The organism is Oerskovia sp. Root22 (genome assembly GCF_001429135.1).
GTDB lineage: Bacteria > Actinomycetota > Actinomycetes > Actinomycetales > Cellulomonadaceae > Oerskovia > Oerskovia enterophila.
The window spans coordinates 338246-354393 of record NZ_LMIL01000010.1 but is presented as its reverse complement, the minus strand read 5'-3'; the positions used below and the strand labels follow the sequence as shown (position 1 = coordinate 354393).

Here is a 16148-nt window from a genome sequence, read left to right as displayed (position 1 = left end):
GCACTCCCAGGCCCGCCCGTCCGGAAGGACGGGCGGGCCTCGGTCTGTCCTCAGTCGTCGGTGGCCACGAGCACGGGCGCGAGCGCCTCGTCGAGCCAGTCGAAGACCCGCTGCTCGGTCAGGGCCCGTGCGAGGGGCTGACAGTGCAGGTTCGCGCCCTCGGCCGCGGTGAACCGCACGAGCGTCGCGACGTCGGGCGCGAGCCGCACGAGCTCGTCGGACTGGCCCGGCCAGAACTGCTCGCCCTCGGGGGCCGTGACGAGCAGGGGAGTGGTGATGCGTGCGGCGACGTCCCGCAGGTCGTACTTCTGGACCTCGCGGAGCGTGGCGGCGTACCCCTCGACCCCGTAGGGGCGGGAGCGGAACCGCCAGGTGGCCGCAGTGGCCTTCGACAGGCGCAGGCCCATGTCCATGTCCCGGTCGAACGCGTGGTCCTTGCCCTCATCGAGGAGCTTGAGGAGCGTCTTCGGCATCGTCCGGGTCCAGGAGGCCGCGACCTGGACGACCCCGGGATCGACGACGGCCGCAGCAGGACGGTGCTCGAACGCCAGCGCGCGCGGCACCCAGTAGCCCCCCTGGCTCGACCCGTAGACCGCGATCCGTGCGGCATCGACGTCGTGGCGGTCCACGAGCGCGTCGAGCACGGGGGTCAGGACCGCCTCGAAGTCGTGGCGGAACGGCACCTGGTGCTCGAACAGCATCGACTGCTGACCTGGTCCGTCGAACACGAAGGCGTGGTACCCGCGGCGCAGCGCGCCCGCCACGCACGCCGTCCACATCGAGGTCAGCGAGCCGTCGGACCCGTTGACCGCGACGAGCAGCGAGCGCGGGGGGACCCGCCCCGGGTCGGCGGCGATCGCTGCGGTGGACGCGGCGTCGGACGCGCTGAAGAAGTACCCGGGCAGCGTCGTGCCCTCGTACGGGACGTCGACGCGCTCGACGACGAGCCCGCTCGTCCCGACCCACCGGTCCCACGCGTCGCGATGCTTGCGGAACGTGGGCAGGAGCAGGCTGTCGTCCTCGAGCGCGGCCACCGCGTCGACCGCGACCGCGTAGTACGCCGACGCCCGCAGGAACGCGGCGGCGGCGCTCGCGTCGTGCCCGGCCGCCGCCGCGTCCGTGGCGATCCCGGCGACCCGGTCGCCGAGATCGTGCCACGCGTCGAACCATCCCCTGTGGTCCTTGTCGCGCACGTGCGCGACGGCAGCGAGCACCTCGCCCACGTCGGCGGCCCCGCTCGAGGCGCCGCCGAGGACGGTCCGGATCTCGTAGTCGCGGTCGTGGTCGCCGGAGAACCCGGCGTCGAACGGGTCGTGGTGGGCTGGCATGGCGATCCTCTTCCGCGACGTGCAGGGACGGAGCCGACGGGCGTCGGGCTCCTTCCGACGATCCTCCCGATCCCACCGGCCCACCACCCGGCCCGACGGCGTCGCTCAGCTCGGGCGCGCCACGCCCGTCTCGTACGCCAGGACCACGGCCTGGACGCGGTCGCGCAGACCGAGCTTGCCCAGCACCCGCCCGACGTGGGTCTTGACCGTGGCCTCGGAGACCACGAAGCGCGCCGCGATCTCGGCGTTCGACAGTCCCTCGCCCAGCGCGGCGAAGACCTCGAGCTCGCGTGCGGTCAGCTCCCGCAGGCGCGGGTCGTCGACACCGTGCCCCGGGCCGGCAGCCCCCTGGGCGTGCGCGTCCTCGGGCAGGTAGCCCGCGAACATCTCGAGCATCCGGCGCGTGACCCGCGGCGAGACGGCGGCGTCGCCGCTCGCGACGTTGCGGATCGCGCCGACCAGCTCGGCGGGCCGGGCGTCCTTGAGGAGGAACCCGCTCGCGCCCACGCGCAGCGCCGCGAACGCGTACTCGTCGAGGTCGAACGTCGTGAGGATGATGACCCGGCTCGCGGGGAGCTCGGCGACGATCCGCTCGGTCGCGTCGATCCCGTTGACGCCGGGCATGCGCACGTCCATGAGGATCACGTCGGGGCGCAGGGCCGTGGCCTGGGCGAACGCGGTCTCGCCGTCGCTCGCCTCGCCGACCACCTCGATGTCCTCCTCGGCGGCCAGGATCATGCGGAAGCCCATGCGCAGCAGCGACTGGTCGTCGACGAGCAGGACCCGGACCGGGTGTGCGGCGTCGTGCGGCACGGTGCCCTCGGCACCACCCGGACGCTCCGCGGGCGGGAGGCTCACAGCGCGACCCCCGTGCCGCCGTCGGGCCGGGACGCCTGGTCGCTCCCCGTGCGGTCGAGGCGCAGCCGCGCCACGACCTCCCAGCCCGAGCCCGTGGGACCGGCCGTGACCGTCCCCCCGTAGACGGCCGCACGTTCGCGCATCCCGATGATCCCTCTTCCTGTGCCGATGGGTTGGTCGCCCGCGATGCCCGCGGGCAGCGGGCGGGCGTCCGCGCCGTCCCGGGCCGTCCCGCCCGGTGCGCGGCCCGCCTTGTTGGTGACCGTGATCTCGAGCCAGTCTCCACCGTCGGGTGCGCCCGCGTCACGCCGGGCGATCTCCACCACGACCATGGGGGTCAGGGGCGCGTAGCGCAGCACGTTGGTCAGCGACTCCTGCACGATCCGGTGCGCGGCCTGGCGCAGGCCCGGGTCGGGGTCCGGCTGGACGCCGACCCGCACGAGCCGCACGGGCAGGCCCGCGTGCCGGAACCGTTCGGCGATGTCCTCCATGGTCGGGACGTCGGCGGTCGGGGTGAGCGGGGCGACCGAGCCGTCGGGGTCGCGCAGGACCCCCAGGACCCGGCGCATGTCGGCGAGCGCGGCCCGGCCCGTCTCGGTCAGCTCGTCGAGCGCCTGGCCCGCGAGCTCGGGGTCCTTGGCGCCCAGGGCGTTGGCACCGTCGGCGAGCGCGACCATGACGGTCAGGCTGTGCGCGACGACGTCGTGCATCTCGCGCGAGATCCTCGCGCGCTCGGCCGCGGCCGCGAGCTGGGCCTGCTGGTCGCGGTCGCGTGCGATCGCGTTGGCGCGTCCCACGAGGTCCGCGACGTGCTGACGTCGCCCGCGCACGCTCGACCCGATCGCGATGCCCAGCAGCGCGAACGTGAGCGTGATCGCGACGGCCGCGACCCGGGCTCCCGTGACCTCGCCGCTGCCCACCTCGGCGCGCACGATCGCCCCGGACTCGCTCACCGCGAAGTCGTACCAGATCATCTCCGCGGCACACACGGTCAGGACCAGCGCGCCCAGCACGCTCCACGCCACGGCGGGGCGGTACGTCGTCGCGACCGCGTAGATCGCGAACGCGACCGCGAGCTCGAAGCCCGCAGAGTCGCCGCTGAGGGCGATCGTGAGGACCGCGAGGACCCCGATGACCGCGGCGGTCAGGAGCGGGTTGCGGCGGCGCCACAGCAGCACCGCGCCGCCCGCGAGCGTCGCGGCGGCGACGCCGTAGCGTGCGTGCTCGGGCGGCAGCAGGGTCGTCAGCAGGCCGGGGACGGTGAACCAGGCCGCGACGAACCAGTCCATGACGACCGGGTGACGCACGAAGTACCGGCGGACCGGCCCGAGCTTGCGCGCGTCGAGCTCGGTGAAGACCGCGATGCTGCCCGAGCGCGGCCGGGTGGAGGGCTTGGGTGCCTTGCCGGCACCGGGGACGCCGGGTGCCCCGGGATGCACGGCGCCCGACGCCGGACCACGGGTCTCGTGGTCCGGCGCCGGGCTGTGCGCGGTGCGGGAGATGGTCAGGCGTCCCGACGCTTGAGCAGCACCGCGGCGACGACCAGGACCAGGACGGTCCAGCCGACGAGGACGCCGTAGCCGACCCACGGCTCGAGCGCGCCCGAGGCGGAGGCTCCGGTCATGGGGTCGATCGACCCGCCCGTAGCGAGCAGTCGCTCACCGGCCACCCCGGGGAGGAACTTGTAGATGTTCTCCACGACCTTGTTGCCCGTGGCCATCGCGACGATCGACAGGATCTGCGGGACCACCATGAGCAGGCCGACGACCGTGAAGATCGCCCCGGCCGTGCTCCGGAGCAGCGCGCCGATGCCGAGCGAGAGAGCCGAGATGGTCGCCACGTAGAGCGCCGCGCCGACGAGGATGCGCACGTTGTCGCTCGACCCGAGGTCCAGGGCCATGCCCTGGTTCGACAGCAGCGGGGCCGTGACGAGAGCCGAGAGGCCGACGCCGAGGAGCGTGACGACGAAGCTCGTCACGAAGAGCACGGCCAGCTTGGCGAAGAACGCCGGCAGGCGGCGCGGGACGGCGGAGAACGTCGAGCGGATCATGCCCGTGGAGTACTCGCCGGTGATCGCGAGCACTCCGAGCACCGCGATGGCGAGCTGTCCGACCGAGTAGCCGATCGTCACGATCGTCGCCGAGGGGAAGAAGTCGGACATCGACGCGCCGTCGGCCCCGCTCGTCTCGACGTCGGGGATGTTGATGATCGCGGCGAACATCAGTGCGATCCCGACCATGACCACGACCGTGATCGCGAGCGTCCACACGGTCGAGCGCAGGGTCCAGAGCTTGATCCACTCGGACTTGAGGACACCGCCGAAGGTGAGGCGGGCGGACGAGGCGCGCTGCGCCGTCGGGCGTGCTGCGGAGACGGTGGCGGCGGTCATCGCTTGGCTCCTTCGGAGATCGGGGCGTCGGCAGGAGAGTCGACGCCGTGGCCCACGTGCTGGGTCGCGGACTCGGTCTGGTACTCGACCGAGTCGGCCGTGAGGAGCATGTACGCCTCCTCGAGGGTCGAGGTCACGGGCGTGAGCTCGTGCAGGACGATGCCGGACGCCGCGGCGAGCTCGCCGATGCCGGGCGCCTCGACGCCCGTGATCTGGAGCAGGCTGGGCTCGTCCGACGTGACCGTCGCGCCGTCGCGGGTCAGCAGCTCGGCGAGCTGCGTGGCCTGCGGGGTGCGGACGCGGACCGTGTGCTGGGCGCCGCCGTCGACGATGTCCTTGACGGGCGCGTTCGCGATGATGCGCCCCTTGCCGATCACGATGATGTGGTCCGCGGTCAGCGCGACCTCGCTCATGAGGTGGCTGGACAGGAAGACCGTCCGTCCCTCGGACGCGAGGTAGCGGGCCAGGTTGCGGACCCACAGGACGCCCTCGGGGTCGAGGCCGTTGACCGGCTCGTCGAGGATGAGCGTCTTGGGGTCGCCCAGCAGCGCGGACGCGATGCCCAGGCGCTGGCCCATGCCGAGCGAGAAGCCGCCGACGCGCTTCTTCGCGACCGACTGCAGGCCGGTCATCTCGATGACCTCCTGCACGCGGGTCTTCGGGATGTTGTGCGTGGCCGCCATCGCGAGGAGGTGGTTGTAGGCGCTGCGGCCCGTGTGCACGGCCTTCGCGTCGAGGAGGGCCCCGACCTCGGTCAGGGGCGAACGGTGCGCGGCGTAGGGCTGACCGTTGACGGTCACGGAACCGGCCGTCGGGCGGTCGAGCCCCATGATCATGCGCATCGTGGTCGACTTGCCGGCGCCGTTCGGGCCCAGGAAGCCCGTGACCTGGCCGGGCTGGACGGTGAAGGAGATCCCGTCGACGGCTGTCTTGGGCCCGTACCGCTTGGTCAGGCCTCGTGCTTCGATCATGCTCGCCCCTCGGGTGGGTTGCGTGTGGTGGCTCGTACGTCCTCCAGCCTAGGGACCGGGAGGTCGGCAGGGATGCCCCCGCACGGTCGATCTTCACGACCGGGTCGCGTACGCCGCAAGGATGACGTCGTCGACCAGGGGAGCGATCCTGCGCCCCGAGCGGGTGGAAAAGTCGGACGAAGCCCCCGGGAACACCGGCGCGAACCCGCTCGTTGCATAGGATGGAAACACGGCCAGCGACACCCGCCTCGCCAGAGGGCACTGGACGCCGCGACCAGGAGGAAGCATGAGCAACCCCGTCTTCAACAACAGCGCCATCTTCGGCGAGCCCAAGCGCGCGCGCACCAACCAGGGGGCTGCGGGCACCGTCCAGCAGAACCCCGCGTACGGCACGCCCCCGCAGCAGGCCCAGTACGGCAGCTACGGCGCCCAGACCGCCGACGCCGCGACGCTCGACGCCATGTACAACGCGCCGACCGCGACGACCGCGGACACCAAGCGCCTGACGTACGACGACGTCATCATCAAGACCGGTGGGCTGCTCGCTCTGCTCGTCGTCGTGGGCGCCGCGAGCTGGCAGCTCGTCGACACCATGCCGTTCCTGTGGATCGGCGGCGCGATCGTCGGCCTGGTCCTGGGTCTGGTCAACGCGTTCAAGAAGAGCCCGAGCCCCGCGCTCATCGTGGCGTACACGATCGCGCAGGGCGCGTTCCTCGGTGGGATCAGCGCGTTCTACAACACGCAGTGGAACGGCGTCGTGGTCCAGGCGGTCCTCGCGACCGTCACGACGTTCGCCGCAGCCCTCTTCCTCTTCAAGTCCGGCAAGGTGCGCGTCACGCCCAAGTTCACGCGCTGGCTCATCATCGCGATGGTCGGCTACCTGGCCTTCTCGCTCGTCAACCTCCTGCTGACGATGACGGGCGTCCTCGACGGCTGGGGCATGCGCTCGGGCGGCCTCGGCATCATCGTCGGTCTCGTCGCGGTCGGCCTCGCGGCCGCCTCGCTCATCGTCGACTTCGACTCGATCAAGCGCGGCGTCGAGGCCGGCGTCCCCGCCAAGTTCGCCTGGTCGGCAGCGTTCGGCCTCATGGTCACGCTCATCTGGCTGTACCTCGAGTTCCTGCGCCTGTTCGCGATCCTGCAGGGCAACGACTGACCTTGGCCGACGCCCGGAAGAAGTCCCCGGCACCCGCTTCGGAACCCGTTCCGACGCGGGTGCCGGTCTTTGCCGCCGGCCTCGTGCTGGCAGCCTTCACGCTGCTCGCCCTCCAGGTGCCCTACGGGCTCCTCGTGGGTCGCAGCCTCCCCAACGCCGTCGCGTGGATCACGGTCGCCGCGGTCGTCATCCTGCTCGTGATGCTCACGGCCGGTGCGGTCGTCGCCTGGCTCGGGCACCGCATCTCGCGCGAGTGGGACGACCGCAAGGCGACCACGCTCTTCTTCGTGCTCGGTTTCGTCGGGGTCGGGATCTGGAGCTTCATGGTGCTCGGCTCGCTGCTGAGCGCCGCGACCGGGAACCCGGGCACCGCGACGAGCGGCGTCGCCCTGGCCTCGGTGCTGTACCTGGCGGTGGCGGGAGGGCTGAGCGGCGCCGTCGGGCGGTACTTCGCACGTGACGCTGCGGACCGTCCTCTGCTCGTCGTGGTCCTCGGGGTCGCGGTCGCCCTGTGTGCCGTGCTGGGCGGGATGGCCCTCGGCAGCGCATGATCGGTGCATGAAGTTCGCACACCACATCTCCGACCTCGTCGGCGGGACACCCCTGGTCCGGCTCGGATCGGTGACCGACGGCCTCTCTGCGACGATCCTCGCCAAGGTCGAGTACCTCAATCCCGGCGGCTCAGTGAAGGACCGCATCGCGCTCAAGATGATCGAGGCGGCCGAGGCCTCCGGCGAGCTCGCTCCCGGCGGCACGATCGTCGAGCCGACCTCGGGGAACACCGGGGTCGGGCTCGCGCTCGTGGCGCAGCGCAAGGGGTACGACTGCGTGTTCGTCTGCCCCGACAAGGTGAGCCAGGACAAGCGTGACGTGCTGGCCGCCTACGGGGCGCGCGTCGTCGTGACCCCCACGGCCGTGGCTCCCGACCACCCCGACTCCTACTACTCGGTCTCGGACAGGCTCGTCGCCGAGATCCCCGGGGCCTGGAAGCCCAACCAGTACGCCAACCCCAACGGCCCCGCGTCCCACTACGAGAGCACGGGCCCGGAGATCTGGGCCGACACCGACGGCCGCGTCACGCACCTCGTGGCGGGCGTCGGGACGGGCGGGACCATCACGGGGACCGGTCGGTACCTCAAGGACGTGTCGGCCCCGCGGGAGGCCGAGGCCGGTGGCCGGGTGCACGTCGTCGGGGCCGACCCCGCCGGGTCCGTCTACTCGGGCGGCGACGGTCGTCCCTACCTGGTCGAGGGCGTGGGCGAGGACTTCTGGCCCGCCGCGTACGACCCGACCGTGCCCGACGAGATCATCGCCGTGAGCGACGCCGACTCGTTCGAGATGACGCGCCGGCTCGCGCGCGAGGAGGGCCTGCTCGTGGGCGGCTCGTGCGGCATGGCCGTGGTCGCGGCGCTGCGGCTGGCGCAGCGGCTCGAGGACGAGGACCCCGAGGCGGCGGCACGCGCCGTGGTCGTCGTGATCCTGCCCGACGGCGGGCGCGGCTACCTGTCCAAGATCTTCAACGACTCCTGGATGCGGTCCTACGGGTTCCTCGACGCCGAGGAGGGCGTGACCGCGGGCGACATGCTGCGCTCCAAGAGCGGGCAGCTGCCGGACCTGGTCCACACCCACCCGGGTGAGACCGTGCGCGACGCGATCGAGATCCTGCGCGAGTACGGCGTCTCGCAGATGCCCGTCGTCGGGGCCGAGCCGCCCGTCAAGATCGGCGAGGTGGCGGGGGCCGTGAGCGAGCGGGCCCTGCTGGACGCGGTGTTCTCGGGCAAGGCGTCGCTCGCCGACCGGGTGGACAAGCACATGGAGGCGCGGTTCCCGCTCATCGGGGCGGGCGAGGGCGTCGCGGCGATCCGCTCGGCGCTGCACGACGCCGACGCGCTGCTCGTGATCGACGACGGCGACCCGGTCGGGGTGCTCACGCGCCACGACCTGCTGGGTTTCCTGGCGCACTGAGCCTCCGGCGGTCGGGGCCGGCGGGACCTCTGGTTCTCGCCGGCCCCGACCGCGGTCGCGTCAGGACGCAGCAGGGCGGGCGAGGTCCGCGATCCCGACCACGAGCAGGCCGACGAGGACCTCGAAGCTGTGGTCGACGTCGTCGGGCATGCCGAACCCGCCCAGGAGCTCGAGCGAGACGAACCCGTGGACCGCCGACCGCACGGCGCGGATCGCGTCGACCGTCGAGGCCTCCGGCAGGCCGAACCCCCGCAGGACTGCTGCGACGACCGCGACGGACTCGGCGCCCGCGAGCGACAGCGGGTCGTCGGCCTGCGCGCCGAGGTCGGGCGAGACCTGCGTCGCGGCGTACCTGCCCGGGTGCTCGCGCGCGAAGCCGCGGATCGCGTGCGCGAGCGCGGAGAGCGCGTCCGGGCCCGAGCGGCCGATCGTCGCTGCCGCCGCAGCGCGCGTGAGGTCGTCGACCGCGACCACCGCGACCGACCGCCGCAGGTCCGCGAGAGAGCCGACGTGCTTGTAGAGGCTCGGGGTCGCGACCCCGGCCGCCGCGGCGACCTTCGCGAGGGTGAGGTCGGCGAACCCTTGCGGGCCGCCGTCGTCCACGACCCGCAGCGCGAGGGCCGTGACCGCCTCGCGGCTCAGGCCCGCCCTAGCCACGGGCGGCCCAGTCGTGCGCACCGGCGGACGAGCGCAGGCCGTCGAGGAACGCGAGGGTCGCGGGCGCGACCACGTCGGGGGACTGGTGCTGCGGATAGTGCCCGACGTCGGGCACCAGGTGGCCCTGTGCGCCGATCGACTCCTGGATCCAGGTGAGCTCGGCGGCCTGGTCCGAGAAGTCGGGGTCGAGCGACCCCATGAACGCGATGGCCGGGGCGTGGACCTCGGGGAGCCGCGCCTCGACCGGTGCGTGCGTGAGGGCGAGCGCGAGATCGCGGAAGCTGCGCAGACGACCGGGCTCGCGCATCGAGGTGCGGAGCGCGGCCACGTGCTCGGAATGCCACGGGGCCTTGCGCCCCTTGGTCAGCGACGAGTAGAAGCCTGCCCACGCGGCGGCGCCCCAGGGACGGGCCAGGGCGACGCGGTAGAGCAGCCGGCTCGCGCGGGCGCGGGCGGCGCTCACGGCCGGGTCCCGCAGGAACGGGCCGAGGAGGACGAGGCCCGCGACGGCGTCGGGTCGCTCGGCGGCAGCCCACGTCGCGGCGCCGGCGCCCATCGAGCTCCCGACCAGGACCGCAGGCCCGCCCAGGTGCTCGACGAGCGCCAGGAGGTCCTGGCCCGTCACGACGTCGCCGTGCGTGCGGAAGGTCGTGTCGCTGTCGCCGTGGCCGCGCAGGTCGGTCACGGCGACGCGGTAGCCCGCGGCCACGAGCGGGGGCACGAGGTCGCGGTAGGTCGAGCGCAGGTCGCCCATGCCGGGGACGGCGACCACGAGCGGGCCCGTGCCGGTCACGGTGTACGCGATGCGCCCCTCGGGGCGGGGGAGGAACTCCACGGTCTGGTGAGTGCTCATAGCGAATAGGCTAATACCATTAGCCAACGGTGCGCAAGAGGGCGCGAGCCCCGACGTCACCCACGCGGCGGGAAGCGTGTCACCGTCGGCGGGCCGCCTCGAAGTGCCCCGCGTCGTCGCGCCGCTCCTCGGCCCGCACCACGTGCACGACCGCGTTGATGAGCGCGAGGTGCGTGAACGCCTGCGGGAAGTTCCCCAGGTGACGACCCGAGTGCGGGTCGATCTCCTCGGCGTACAGGTCGAGCTCGCTCGCGAACGACAGCAGCCGCTCGCACAGCGCCCGCGCCCGGTCGAGCTCCCCGACCTCGACGAGCGCCGACACGAGCCAGAACGAGCAGATCGTGAACGTCCCCTCCTCGCCCGAGAGCCCGTCGTCGGTCTCGTCGGTGCGGTACCTCAGCACGAGCCCGTTGACCGTGAGCTCGCTCGCGATCGCGTCGACCGTCGCGACCACGCGCAGGTCGTCGGACGGCAGGAACCGCAGGAGCGGGACGAGCAGCAGCGACGCGTCCAGGGCGTCGGAGCCGTAGCGCTGGACGAGCACCCCGCGCGCGTCGACCCCGTGCTCGAGCACGTCGGCGCGGATCTCGTCGGCCACGGCCTGCCACTGGTCGGCGTAGTCGGGCTCGTCGTACATCCGGGCCAGGCGCGCCCCGCGGTCGAGAGCGACCCAGCACATGACCTTCGACGACGTGAAGTGCTGGGGCTCGCCGCGGATCTCCCACAGCCCGCGGTCGGGCTCGCGCCAGTGCGCGGCGGCCTCCTCGACCTGGGCCTTGAGGACGGGCCACAGGGACTCGGGCAGCTGCTCGCGCGACTTGGCGTGCAGGTACACCGAGTCGAGCACGGCGCCCCACATGTCGTGCTGCTGCTGGTCGTACGCGGCGTTCCCGACGCGCACCGGTCGGGCGTCGTCGTACCCCGCGAGGTGGTCGAGCGTGCTCTCGGTGAGCTCGGTCTCGCCCCCCACGCCGTACATGATCTGCAGCTCGCGCCCGTCCCGGCAGACGTCGTGCACGAACGCGAAGAAGTCGTCGGCCTCGCGGTCGAGGCCCAGGGTGTACAGGCCCCACAGCGCGAACGTCGAGTCGCGGACCCACGCGTAGCGGTAGTCCCAGTTCCGCTCGCCCTGGGGCGCCTCGGGCAGGGACGTGGTCGCGGCGGCGAGCAGCGCCCCGGTCGGGGCGTACGTGAGCCCCTTGAGCGTGAGCGCGCTGCGCTGGAGGTACGAGCGCCACGGGTGGTCGGGGAAGACACCCTGCGTGATCCAGTCGCGCCAGTACTGCTCGGTGCGGCCCAGGGCGTCGGCGGCCTCGGGCCAGGTCGTGGGGGTGGGACGGTCGGACCACGACAGCGTGACGTACGCGGTCTCGCCCGCGCTCATGCGCGTGCGGCCCTGCGCGCGACGGTCCTCGACGCCGAGCCGCAGGCTGCCGCTCAGGCGCAGGTCGGGGGTCGAGGCGTGCGCCGAGCGGGTCACGAGCGTGCTGTACGTGGGCCCCTCGTACTCCCACCGCGCGGGCTCGCGCCCGTAGTCCGGGAGCGGCTCGCACACGACCTCGACGTCCACGGTCCCGTTGACGCACACGATGGTGCGCAGCAGCATGTGCTCGGCGTCGCAGTCCGTGGGCGTGCGCCGGTGCGTCCGTGAGCGTTCGTCGACGTTGTGCCACGGCCCCATGAGCATCGCGTCGCGCACGACGAGCCAGCCCGTGGGCGTCTGCCACGTCGTCTCGAGCACGAGCGTGCCCGGCACGTAGCGCCGGGCCGCAGGCACGCGCGCGCCGTACGGCCCCACGCGGAACGAGCCCGCCCCCCGGTCGAGCACCGCCGCGAAGATGCTGGGCGCGTCGGGGCGCGGCACGCACATCCACTCGATCGCGCCGCTCGGGGCCACGAGCGCGTTGCACTCGCAGTCGGACAGGAACGCGTACTCCGCGATCCCGGGGTACGCCGAACGTCGCCCGCTCGGCACCTGGGCGCCGCCCGCGTGCGTCACGGGCGAGTCGAGCCCGTCGCCCGCGTCCACGGGCCGGGCCGAGTCCGCCGAGGCGAGCGGGGCGGCGTCCTGGGTGGTCTCGCGATCGGCACGCGGAGCGGTCATGCAGCCAGCGTGCGCCTCGGGGCGGCGGTTGTCAGGTGGAGCGGTGCCCGACGGCGGAGCGCACCCTGGAGCGTGCGGTGCGCTCCGGCGTCGGGCGGGCCGGGTCGGGCAGGGGTGCACCGGCGCGGGCCGGTGCTGACCGGGGCAGGCCGCTGCCGGGCGCTTAGGCTTGTCCCCGAAACCCTGACTCCCACCGAGAGGTAGCACCATGAGCACGCAGCTCCCCACCGCGTCCGGCACGTTCGGCGACAAGCCCGTCCTGACGTTCCCCGAGGGCGGCGCACCCGCCGGCCTCCAGGTCCAGGTCCTCGAGGAGGGCAGCGGCCCCGTCGTCACGGCGGGCCGCACCATCGTCGTGAACTACCTGGGGCAGGTCTGGGACGGCGACATCTTCGACACCTCGTACGACCGCGGCCAGACCATCTCGTTCCCCATCGGGACCGGCGCGGTCATCGGCGGCTGGGACAAGGGCCTCGTGGGCCAGAACGTCGGCTCGCGCGTCCTGCTCTCGATCCCGCCGGAGCACGGCTACGGCATGCGCGGCGTCCCCCAGGCGGGCATCGGCGGCACGGACACGCTGGTCTTCGTGGTGGACGTCGTCGGGGTCCAGTGACCTCGACCTCACGCGACTGACGGGCCGGCGCCCTCAGGTTCTCACCGGGCGACGCTGCGCGTCACCGTGAACTTGGGGCCCCGGCCCGCCTGCGTCGTGGGGCCGACCGCGCGCTCGAGCGCGGGGCGGTAGCGCAGGTGCGAGTTGTAGACGGTCCACAGCTCGCCACCCGGGCGCAGCACGCGCCCCGCGGCCGCGAACATGCGGTGCGCGACACCCGTGCTCAGGGCCGCGCCCTGGTGGAAGGGCGGGTTGCACAGCACGACGTCGGCGCTGCGGTCCGCGAGCGAGGAACCCACGTCGTCGCGCACCACGCGCACCCGCTCGCCCACGCCGTCGGCCTCTGCCGTGGCGCGGGCCGAGCGCACCGCGGCCTCCGACTGGTCGGTCGCCACGACCAGGGCATCCGGGCGCGAGCGCGCGAACGAGACCGCGAGGATGCCCGTGCCGCAGCCCAGGTCGACCGCGTCGGTCGCGCCGGGCGAGACCTGGTCGAGGAAGCCCAGCAGGTAGCGCGTGCCGATGTCGAGGCTCGCGCCCGCGAACGCCGCGCCGTACGCGACCACGTCCAGGTCGAGCTCGCCCAGGTGCGCGGTCACGGGATACGTGAGGTCGACGGAGGGCCGGGGCCCGCGGGCCACCAGGACGCGCGACTTCTGCCGCGCGAGGCTCGCCCGCACGTCCGTGAAGGACTCCGCCAGCACGTCGTTCATGGCCGGGGTCATGTGCTTGAGGCGGCCCCCCGCGAGCAGGACCACGTCCGGGGCGGCGTACCGCGCCACGTGCTCCGCGACGTCGCGCAGCGCGGCGAGCGAGCGCGGGAGCTGGAGCACGACGACGCGTGCCCCCCGCAGCAGGTCCTCACCGAGCGGGAGATGGGTGACCGTGGCGTCCAGGCCGGGGAACGCGCCGCGCGACGCTTCCTGGGCGTTGCGGTCCAGGGCGATCTCGCTCGTGAGGGCGTCCTGGTGGACCCGGACGCCCGAGAGCCCGTGCGCCACCACGGCACCCAGGGTCAGGGCCCCGAACCGGTCGTCGATCACGACGACCTCCCCGGGGCCGGTCGCGGCCAGGGCGCTCGCGGCCTCGTCGAGCAGCAGCCGGTCGGTCGCGTCGACCGCCACGAGCGTGGGGTCTGCCGTGCCGCCGCGCGGGAGACCCGGGCCGTCGTCGGACGCGAAGCGCTCGAGCCCCGCGAGCAGCCGGTCGAGGGCGGCCTGGTCGCGCGCGGGCTGGGGGCGCGCGGGCGTGCTGGGCGTGACGGGGTGGTCGGAGGTGGGGGAGGGCACAGGACAAGTCTGCCCTGCCCCGACCCGCCCGGCGTCAGCGTAGGTGGGCGGCGGCGGCCTCGCGGACTGCCGCCGCGACCCGGTCGAGCGTCGGGGAGTGCAGGCGCCACTGCTGCCAGTACTGCGGCACGGTCAGGCTCGCGGCGTCGTCGAACCCCACGAGCCGGCCTGCAGCCTCCGCCTCCTGGCTCTGGAGGTCGGGCAGCATGCCCCAGCCCATGCCGAGCTCGACCGCCCGCAGGAACTCGTGCGAGGCCGGGACGTGGTGGCGCGGGCCGCCCGCACGACCGCGCAGGTAGCGGTCCTGGAGGTCGTCCTTGCGGTCGAACACGAGGACGGGCGCCGCAGCGAGCGCGGCAGTCGTGGGACCGTCGGGGAACCAGCGCTCGACGAACGCGGGGCTCGCGAACGGGCGGTAGCGCATCCGGCCCAACGGCGTCGAGCGGCAGCCGGGCACGGCAGCGGCGACCGACGTGATCGTGGCGACGGCCGTGCCGTCCCGCAGGAGGTCGATCGAGTGGTCCTGGTCCTCGCGCAGGATCTCCAGCCGGGCCCAGGACGAGGCCTCGGCGAGCACGGGCAGGGCCCAGGTCGTCAGGGCGTCGCCCGTGATGACGAGCGTGATCTCCGGGGTGCTGCCCGAGGTCAGGTCCAGCTCGGCCAGGACCTCGGAGTGCTGGAGCGCGAGCCGGCGCGCGTGGCGCACGAGCACCTCGCCGGGCGCCGTGAGCGTCGCGGGCCGGCCCCGGCGCACCAGCACCTGGCCCACGGCGGCCTCGAGCGCACGCATGCGCTGGCTGATCGCGGACGGGGTCACGCCGAGGTGCTGCGCGGCGGCCTCGAACGTGCCCGTGGTCGCGATCGCGTCGAGCGTCCGGAGCTGGTCGGGCTGCAGGTCCACCATGAGCAGATCTTAAGGTTCTGCAGGAACATTCGCTGTACTGAACCTCAGGCCGTGCCTACCGTGGAGGGCGTGACCACCCTCGCGCCCCTGCTCGCCGGCCTCGGCACCGGACTGTCCCTGATCGTCGCGATCGGGTCGCAGAACGCGTTCGTGCTCCGGCAGGGGCTGCGGCGCGAGCACGTCCTGCCCGTGGTCCTGGTGTGCGCGCTGTCGGACCTGGTGCTCGTCGCGGCGGGCGTCGCGGGCCTGGGCGTGCTCGTCTCGAACGCACCCGTGCTGCTCGCGGTCGTGCGCTGGGGCGGGGCCGCGTTCCTGCTCGTCCTGGCGGTGCAGGCCGCCCGGCGCGCGCTGCGTCCCGCGACCCTCGAGGCGGCCGGAGGTGGGCTGCGGATGTCGGTGGGTGCCGCCGTCGGGACCGCGCTCGCCCTGACGTGGCTCAACCCGCACGTCTACCTCGACACGGTCCTGCTGCTCGGCTCGCTCGCGGCCGCGTACGGGGAGAGCGGGCGCTGGGTCTTCGGGGCCGGGGCGGGGATCGCGAGCATCGTGTGGTTCACGACGCTGGGCTTCGGGGCGCGCGTGCTCGCCCCGGTCTTCGCGCGACCCGTCGCGTGGCGCGTGCTCGACGGCGGGATCGCGCTCGTCATGGCCGTGCTCGCGGTCGTGCTCGTGGTGCGGTAGCTGGTCGAGCAGGGAGTCGGGGCTTCCCGGCACGACAGCGGCCCTCTCCCGTGTCCCGCACAGGGGGCCGGCCGTGGCACTGTCGCATCGGTGCCGAGCATGCGGTTGACGTCGTGATTCGGGGCCCGGGGGACGCCAACCGCATGTTCGCGGGACGCCAACCGCATGCTCGTCGTGTGGGGGGAGGTGGAACCGTCGGCGATGGACTCGGGATCGAGGACCTGCCAGGGATGATCGCGCCGAGCACGAGGTTGCGGTCGTTATGACGGGCTTGGCGACCGCGAGGTCGTGCTCGAGCGAGCGCAACGTCGTGCTCGGCGCCACGGAGGGGCACGGATGGGCACAGATGCCCATGGATGCCAACTGACGGCCACGGCGCC

Annotated in this window: 15 protein-coding genes; 5 read left to right on the top strand and 10 right to left on the bottom strand. The window is 73.4% G+C overall.

Annotated elements, in window-relative coordinates:
* Window positions 1–50 precede the first annotated feature (50 nt).
* From ASE15_RS15255 to ASE15_RS15235, 5 genes are all read right to left on the bottom strand, one after another.
* Window positions 51–1328 carry a S9 family peptidase gene (locus ASE15_RS15255; protein ID WP_056645788.1) on the bottom strand — a complete coding sequence of 426 codons (1278 nt, stop codon included), beginning with the start codon at window positions 1326–1328 and terminating at the stop codon, window positions 51–53.
* A 105-nt stretch (window positions 1329–1433) separates the two neighbouring features.
* Window positions 1434–2078: a response regulator transcription factor gene (locus ASE15_RS15250; RefSeq protein WP_200960563.1), complete on the bottom strand. Its 645-nt coding sequence runs from the start codon at window positions 2076–2078 to the stop codon at window positions 1434–1436.
* A 104-nt stretch (window positions 2079–2182) separates the two neighbouring features.
* Window positions 2183–3625 carry a sensor histidine kinase gene (locus ASE15_RS15245; RefSeq protein ID WP_056764137.1) on the bottom strand — a complete coding sequence of 481 codons (1443 nt, stop codon included), beginning with the start codon at window positions 3623–3625 and terminating at the stop codon, window positions 2183–2185.
* Window positions 3626–3690: 65 nt separating this feature from the next.
* On the bottom strand, window positions 3691–4575 hold the full coding sequence (locus ASE15_RS15240; protein WP_056645794.1) for an ABC transporter permease subunit: 885 nt from the start codon (window positions 4573–4575) through the stop codon (window positions 3691–3693).
* Complete coding sequence (locus tag ASE15_RS15235) at window positions 4572–5546, bottom strand: ABC transporter ATP-binding protein (RefSeq protein WP_056645797.1); 975 nt, start codon at window positions 5544–5546, stop codon at window positions 4572–4574. Before ASE15_RS15235 ends, ASE15_RS15240 begins: the two co-directional genes overlap by 4 nt.
* A 286-nt stretch (window positions 5547–5832) precedes the next feature.
* Here ASE15_RS15235 and ASE15_RS15230 point away from each other — a divergent pair, with 286 nt between their 5' ends.
* The 3 genes from ASE15_RS15230 to ASE15_RS15220 are packed head-to-tail and all read left to right on the top strand — an operon-like array spanning window position 5833 to window position 8667.
* On the top strand, window positions 5833–6702 hold the full coding sequence (locus ASE15_RS15230; RefSeq protein WP_056645800.1) for a Bax inhibitor-1/YccA family protein: 870 nt from the start codon (window positions 5833–5835) through the stop codon (window positions 6700–6702).
* Window positions 6703–6761: 59 nt separating this feature from the next.
* A complete protein-coding gene (locus tag ASE15_RS15225; protein ID WP_157257357.1) occupies window positions 6762–7253 on the top strand; it encodes a hypothetical protein in 492 nt (163 codons plus the stop codon).
* A gap of 7 nt (window positions 7254–7260) precedes the next feature.
* Window positions 7261–8667: a cystathionine beta-synthase gene (locus ASE15_RS15220; protein WP_056645807.1), complete on the top strand. Its 1407-nt coding sequence runs from the start codon at window positions 7261–7263 to the stop codon at window positions 8665–8667.
* A gap of 60 nt (window positions 8668–8727) precedes the next feature.
* On the opposite strand, the gene ASE15_RS15215 is transcribed toward ASE15_RS15220, so the two are convergent.
* The 3 genes from ASE15_RS15215 to ASE15_RS15205 all read right to left on the bottom strand — a co-directional run bounded on the left by ASE15_RS15215 (window position 8728) and on the right by ASE15_RS15205 (window position 12281).
* On the bottom strand, window positions 8728–9324 hold the full coding sequence (locus ASE15_RS15215) for a TetR-like C-terminal domain-containing protein (RefSeq protein ID WP_082608451.1): 597 nt from the start codon (window positions 9322–9324) through the stop codon (window positions 8728–8730).
* A complete protein-coding gene (locus ASE15_RS15210) occupies window positions 9317–10177 on the bottom strand; it encodes an alpha/beta fold hydrolase (protein ID WP_056645810.1) in 861 nt (286 codons plus the stop codon). Before ASE15_RS15210 ends, ASE15_RS15215 begins: the two co-directional genes overlap by 8 nt.
* A gap of 79 nt (window positions 10178–10256) precedes the next feature.
* Window positions 10257–12281 (bottom strand): glycoside hydrolase family 15 protein, encoded by a 2025-nt coding sequence (locus tag ASE15_RS15205; protein ID WP_056764135.1) that lies wholly within the window; start codon window positions 12279–12281, stop codon window positions 10257–10259.
* Window positions 12282–12489: 208 nt separating this feature from the next.
* Here ASE15_RS15205 and ASE15_RS15200 point away from each other — a divergent pair, with 208 nt between their 5' ends.
* On the top strand, window positions 12490–12894 hold the full coding sequence (locus ASE15_RS15200; protein WP_056645814.1) for an FKBP-type peptidyl-prolyl cis-trans isomerase: 405 nt from the start codon (window positions 12490–12492) through the stop codon (window positions 12892–12894).
* A 41-nt stretch (window positions 12895–12935) separates the two neighbouring features.
* Here the strand turns inward: ASE15_RS15200 and ASE15_RS15195 are convergent, their stop codons facing one another.
* Together ASE15_RS15195 and ASE15_RS15190 are read right to left on the bottom strand one after the other, a co-directional pair.
* Complete coding sequence (locus ASE15_RS15195; protein ID WP_369800621.1) at window positions 12936–14183, bottom strand: class I SAM-dependent methyltransferase; 1248 nt, start codon at window positions 14181–14183, stop codon at window positions 12936–12938.
* A gap of 34 nt (window positions 14184–14217) precedes the next feature.
* On the bottom strand, window positions 14218–15087 hold the full coding sequence (locus ASE15_RS15190) for an ArgP/LysG family DNA-binding transcriptional regulator (protein WP_056764133.1): 870 nt from the start codon (window positions 15085–15087) through the stop codon (window positions 14218–14220).
* Window positions 15088–15156: 69 nt separating this feature from the next.
* Between ASE15_RS15190 and ASE15_RS15185 the strand changes: the two genes are divergently transcribed.
* Window positions 15157–15768 (top strand): LysE/ArgO family amino acid transporter, encoded by a 612-nt coding sequence (locus ASE15_RS15185; RefSeq protein ID WP_082608541.1) that lies wholly within the window; start codon window positions 15157–15159, stop codon window positions 15766–15768.
* Window positions 15769–16148 lie beyond the last annotated feature (380 nt).

Excerpts from the sequence above, each read along its gene's own strand:
- ASE15_RS15230 (WP_056645800.1), top strand. The coding sequence starts at position 5,833 with ATGAGCAACCCCGTCTTCAACAACAGCGCCATCTTCGGCGAGCCCAAG.
- ASE15_RS15210 (WP_056645810.1), bottom strand. The coding sequence starts at position 10,177 with ATGAGCACTCACCAGACCGTGGAGTTCCTCCCCCGCCCCGAGGGGCGC.
- ASE15_RS15205 (WP_056764135.1), bottom strand. The coding sequence starts at position 12,281 with ATGACCGCTCCGCGTGCCGATCGCGAGACCACCCAGGACGCCGCCCCG.
- ASE15_RS15220 (WP_056645807.1), top strand. The coding sequence starts at position 7,261 with ATGAAGTTCGCACACCACATCTCCGACCTCGTCGGCGGGACACCCCTG.
- ASE15_RS15255 (WP_056645788.1), bottom strand. The coding sequence starts at position 1,328 with ATGCCAGCCCACCACGACCCGTTCGACGCCGGGTTCTCCGGCGACCAC.
- ASE15_RS15200 (WP_056645814.1), top strand. The coding sequence starts at position 12,490 with ATGAGCACGCAGCTCCCCACCGCGTCCGGCACGTTCGGCGACAAGCCC.
- ASE15_RS15190 (WP_056764133.1), bottom strand. The coding sequence starts at position 15,087 with ATGGTGGACCTGCAGCCCGACCAGCTCCGGACGCTCGACGCGATCGCG.
- ASE15_RS15235 (WP_056645797.1), bottom strand. The coding sequence starts at position 5,546 with ATGATCGAAGCACGAGGCCTGACCAAGCGGTACGGGCCCAAGACAGCC.
- ASE15_RS15250 (WP_200960563.1), bottom strand. The coding sequence starts at position 2,078 with ATGGGCTTCCGCATGATCCTGGCCGCCGAGGAGGACATCGAGGTGGTC.
- ASE15_RS15240 (WP_056645794.1), bottom strand. The coding sequence starts at position 4,575 with ATGACCGCCGCCACCGTCTCCGCAGCACGCCCGACGGCGCAGCGCGCC.